The sequence below is a fragment of the Spiroplasma sp. hy2 genome (assembly GCF_044714365.1).
In the GTDB taxonomy this organism is placed as follows: Bacteria; Bacillota_I; Bacilli_A; order Mycoplasmatales; family Mycoplasmataceae; genus Spiroplasma; species Spiroplasma phoeniceum.
Genome location: NZ_RXFZ02000371.1, coordinates 1 through 5,753 on the forward strand (window position 1 = coordinate 1; position 5,753 = coordinate 5,753).

At 29.7% G+C, this 5,753-nt stretch carries 2 protein-coding genes; both read right to left on the reverse strand.

The window, feature by feature from the left end; translation table 4 throughout:
- Nucleotides 1–54: 54 nt before the first annotated feature.
- Nucleotides 55–4,413 carry a PolC-type DNA polymerase III gene (locus EHV01_RS06610; RefSeq protein WP_422066764.1) on the reverse strand — a complete coding sequence of 1,453 codons (4,359 nt, stop codon included), beginning with the start codon at nucleotides 4,411–4,413 and terminating at the stop codon, nucleotides 55–57.
- 27 nt (nucleotides 4,414–4,440) lie between these two features.
- Nucleotides 4,441–5,753, reverse strand: a 1,313-nt coding sequence (gene rseP / locus EHV01_RS06615; protein WP_422066765.1) for an RIP metalloprotease RseP, incomplete at its 5' end; no start/stop codon positions are given.

Below are 5,753 nucleotides of genomic sequence, written 5' to 3' on the forward strand. Positions count from 1 at the left end.
TATTTTATAAATATCAAGAGTTTTCGACAAAATTAAAGTAAAAAATTATCTTATTTAAAACTCAAACGCAATTTGATCATCTAATGATAAATCTTTTAAAATTCCAAGTTCTTCAAATGATTCTAAATGAGCTTTTGTAATATTTGTTCGTTTTTGTAAATCAGCAATTGATAAAAATGGTTTTTCATGGCGAGCATTAATAATACTATCGCCAACAGCTCCGCCCAAACCATCAATTGCAGAAAATGGCGGTAAAATAATTTTTTCATTATTTTCATTTGTAATAACGGTAAAATTTTTATTTCGACTTGTTTTTAAATCAATATTGCTCATTTTAATTCCTCGGGCATACATTTCTAATGCTACTTCATAAACGGGAATTAAATCTTTTTCTTTTTGTGTTGGTTTATTGGGAGCATTAAAATCTTTATTATCCAAACGAGTTTGAATATCGCGTAAAACTTGTTTGATTGTTTCTGCTCCTTTTAAAATTGTTTTAATATCAAAAACATCTGTTCGAGTTGAAAAAAATGTTGCATAATATTCAACTGGATAATTAATTTTATATCATGCTACTCGTCACGCCATTAAGACATAGGCTGTTGCATGGGCTTTTGGGAACATATACTTAATTTTATTACACGAATCAATATATCATTGTTCAAGATTATTATCCCGCATTAATTGTTCATGTTCAGTTGTTAACCCCTTTCCCTTTCGAACATCTTCCATAATCTTAAAAGCACTTTGAGCAGGTAACCCTTTATAAATTAAATTAACCATAATATCATCACGACATCCAATTACTTCTGAAATACTAATATTTTGATTTCGAATTAATTCTTGGGCATTGCCAATTCAAACATCTGTTCCGTGTGACAATCCTGAAATTTGGACTAAATCTGCAAATGAAGTTGGTTTTGTATCTAATAACATCTTACGAACAAAAAAAGTACCAAATTCAGGAATACCAATTGCACCAGTTTTTTCACCATTAATATCTTCTGGTTTAATATTTAAAACATCTAAACTTCGAAAAAGAATTAAAACCGCTTCATCATTTGTTGGAATTGTTTTTGGATCCACTCCCGTTAAATCTTGCAGCATTCGCAAAGCAGTTGGGTCAACATGGCCTAAAATATCTAACTTTAAAACATTATCATGAATTGCGTGGAAATCAAAATGAGTTGTTAATCAATTTGATTTGATATCATCAGCAGGAAAATTAACTGGTGTAAATGCCTCAACTTCATATTCATTTGGAATAACAACTATTCCACCTGGATGTTGTCCAGTTGTTCGTTTAACTCCCTCACAACCCTTGGCAATTCGTTCTAATTCTGCGCGACGTTTTAAATGTAAAATATTTTTACTTTCAAAATAACCTTTCACATAACCATATGCAGTTTTTTCTGCCACCGTTGAAATTGTTCCGGCACGATAAACACTACGTTCTCCAAACATTTCTTTAGTAAAGTCATGTGCAATTGGTTGATATTCTCCTGAAAAGTTTAAATCAATATCCGGAACTTTATCTGCTTCAAACCCTAAAAATGTTTCAAAGGGAATATCATGCCCTTCCCCTTTTAATGGTTTTTGACACTTTGGACAAGTACGAACTGGTAAATCATATCCACACTTAACTGAACCATCAATAATAAATTCACTATAACTACAATAAGAACATAAATAATGTGGTTGTAATGGATTTACTTCAGTAATATTACTCATTGTTGCAACAAAACTACTACCAACACTTCCCCGTGACCCGACTAAATAGCCATCTTGCAATGATTTATCAACTAATTTATGTGCAATTCAGTAAATAACAGCAAAACCATGCTTAATAATAGCATTTAATTCACGTTCTAAGCGTGATGCAACAATTTCTGGTAATGACTTACCATAAATTTTATAAGCATTTTTATAACATAATTCTTTTAATAATTGGTCACTACCTTCAATTTTAGGTGTGTATAATTTATCTTTAATAATTTCAACTTTTTCAATTTGGTCAGCAATTAAATTTGGATTTGTTACTACAATTTCATAAATTAATTCATCATTATTTAAAAACTTAAATTCGTTCATCATTTCCATTGTTGTTCTTAAAAACTGATCAGGATTATCAGTTACTCGTTGCTTATAATCATATAAAGGATGGGGACGACCACCAATTCCTTTTGCATTAATATAAACTTCACGGAAAATTTTATCTTCTGGGTTAAGATAGTGCACATCACCAGTAGCAACAACTAATTTATTTAATTTTTTTGCTGTAAAAATAATATCTTTAATGACTGTTAATAATCGTTCTTCTGATAAATCCCCCATTTGAACTAAATGTTTATATACACTAGGAGGTTGAATTTCAACATAATCATAAAACTTAATTGTTTCTGCTAATTCCGATGCATTTTTATTTCGTGCCACTTCAAAAACATCACCATTAATACATGATGACCCAATCAATAAATTACTACGATGTTGTTCAATTACACTTCGTAATAATTTTGGTGATGAATAAAAATATTTAGTATGCGCAGCAGTTATTAGTTTAAATAATTCTAATAAACCTACCTGATTTTTTGCTAAAATTGTCATATGTTTTGGTCGCAGTTTTTTATAAACAGCAGGGTCATGAATTTTCTCAATATCATCATCAAACTCAATACTATAAGTATTAATCATTTTCCGTAGCTGATGCTCATAGATGTCTGTTAAAACAATTGCATCATAATCGCCACGGTGAGCAACTTCTTCATTATAAATAACATTATAACAACGAGCAATTGTTCCCAACCGATAATTTTTCAAATGTGGTTCTAAAATCCGTGATAATTGTAAAGTATCAATTACTGTGTTATTAATTTTTGAGCGTCCAGCTTTTTTTAACCACGATTGAATAAAACCAAGGTCAAACTCAGCATTATGTGCAATTAAAATTGCATCCTTAAAATATTCTAAAATTTGGTCAATTGATTCAATAAAAGTTGGTTTATCCGCTAATAATTCATCTGTAATTCCTGTTAATTCAGTTGTAAATGATGATAACTTAACGGATGGTTTAAACAAATGATTAATTGTTTGACGTTCACCACTAATATCATCCATAATAACCGCACCAAATTCAATGATTTCATCATAGCTACTACTTAAGCCAGTTGTTTCTAAGTCGAAAATAACATATTTTGCAGTTCGTAAATTATGATGATGCGGGTTTTTAACATATCAGACTTTATCATCTAAAATATCTGCTTCAACACCATAAATAACTTTAACATCAGGATATTTCTTATTAAGATTATAAATTTCTGGATAAACTTGAACATTTAAATGGTCAGTAAAAGCAATTGCTTTATGATTCCAATGTACTAATGTTTTAAAAAGCATTGCAAGATCTGTTACTCCATCCATAACACTCATTTTAGTATGGAGATGTAACTCCACGCGTTTTTCAGGCGCATTATCTTCACGATATAAATCTTCATGCTCTAAACGAGAAATTTTTTTAATAAAAAACATTTGTTCATTAGCATAAGTATCATACCGAATATCGCCAAAAAGACTAACTCATTCATTAGTTTTTAATTCTTCAATAAAATCATCTGGTTGTTTTGTTCGAGTAAAAAATTTTGTGCCAATTGTATCACTATAATCAGTAATTGTTATTACATAAATAAATTTCTTTGTTGAAATTAACTGTCGTTCTTTACTTAAAATTTTTCCATAAATTGTCACATTCGGAGCATCTTGATCAATATCAATTAACCGTTCATAACTTGCTTCTCCATTTTTTGCTCTCTGATAACTATTTAATTCTCTTCGAACTGGATTAGTCCCATTGGTTGGTTTAGAAATTAACTGTTCTGTTTTTTGCGCTGTTTCTTGATATTTAATTAATTCTTGTTCATTAATTTCTAAAATATTATTTTCTCATAAATCAATCACTAGGGCTAATTGTAAATCACTAAAACCATAGCGGCGAAGTTTTTTTTGATAATAATTACAATGTTCACCCACTAATTTTTGTTCACTTTCCGAATGAACAGTAATTTTTAAAATATTATCAGTTAAAGCAAAACGTTCTGGGGATAATTTACTAAAAAAACTATTTTTTAATTCCGATTTATTTAATCGAATATATTCTAAGTAACTAAAAATAGTTTCTAATTCGTATTGTTCTTTTCGAACCCGTAAAGAAATCTTTGTGGGTAATGTTTCATTTTCTAATAAAGTTTGTTCTAATTTTAGTAAAACTTCTAGTGGTAAAAAATCATTAATTTCAATCACAACACGAAAAAAGCCTTCACTAGTACTATATTCTGCTTTAATGACTTTAGCATCATCAAAATAATTTCCAATAAATTCTAAATTATTTGCTGTAAATAGTTTTATCAATTGTTGGTCCATCATCTAATCCTCACCTAGCTTTTCTGCTTAAAAAAAGACATCTTTAATTGTTATTCCAATAAATAATAAAATAAAGACTATTGCTCCCGTTACATTAATAATAATCTTTGCCTTATGCGGTAACTGTCATTTTTGCTCTTTTGCTTGATATTCTTCTAATAATACTTTTTGTTGCACTGGATCATGGCGTTTCTTTCAAATCCTTTTCCGACCATTTAAGCGTTTTACTCCACCAACTATTCCTTCAATTGATGTTTCAAAAAACTTGTATCCATCTAATGGTGGGATTGGAATTAAGTTCAAAACAAATAAATTAGCAGATAACATGGCCACATACATAAAGAAAAGAGCTGGTCCTTCTGTTAACATTGAAGAAACTGTTCTTGCAATTCCAACTGGACCAGATAATTGTCCTCACTGACCAGTAAATAATAATCCAAATGATTTTAAAATTGTCACTGATTGTCTAAATGTTTCTCCTCAACCATAGCTATATGCTTGCGCAATTGAAGCAAACTGACGATCAGGAGCTCTAATTCCGACTGTATAAGTATTGTTGGCTTCTGTTAACTTAACTGGTTCAGTTTGAAATAAACCATCAGACGCCGTTGTAACTTCTTGTTTACTATTTAAACGAGCAAAAGCAAGAGTAATATAATTAATTTTTTCATCATTATTACTATTATCATATTGTTGTTTTAAATTTTTAATAAAATTAAAAACTGTTGTTTGATAAGTTGGAATCTTATCTACTGTTCCCACATGACTTGCTAAAATATGATTCTCCTTATTATCAGCTTTATCTTCCTTATTAACACGATAATATTCTTGTGCTACTTTAAGTTTTTCAATATTAGGACCTAATCAATAATCTAAAATCACAATATCTTGAGCAACATTTTGACCACTCGTTTTTAGAGCAGCATATGCTGCACCATTAGAATCATACTTAGCTCCTCAATATGTCATATCAGATGGTTTATAATTTAATGCCGCAAAAATTGTGGTAAAAATAAAAACAGCAATAAAAAAATTCATTAAAGCTCCTGCGACAATAAAAATTAAACGTTTTCATTTTGCAATATTTTCCATTTTTCGTTCTTCAGGAACTTCTTCCTCTTCACACCCTTTTGGTGGATCAACTAATTGACTTGCAATATAAACATATCCTCCAAAAGGAAAAATTCGGATTGAATAACGAGTTTCTTTTTTTCCTCAAGAAAAAATTTTGGGACCAAAACCAATTGCAAATTCATAGACATATGCTCCCGCTAATTTCGCAATAATAAAATGTGCAAATTCATGAATTGTAACTAACATTAATAAAATTATAATCCCAA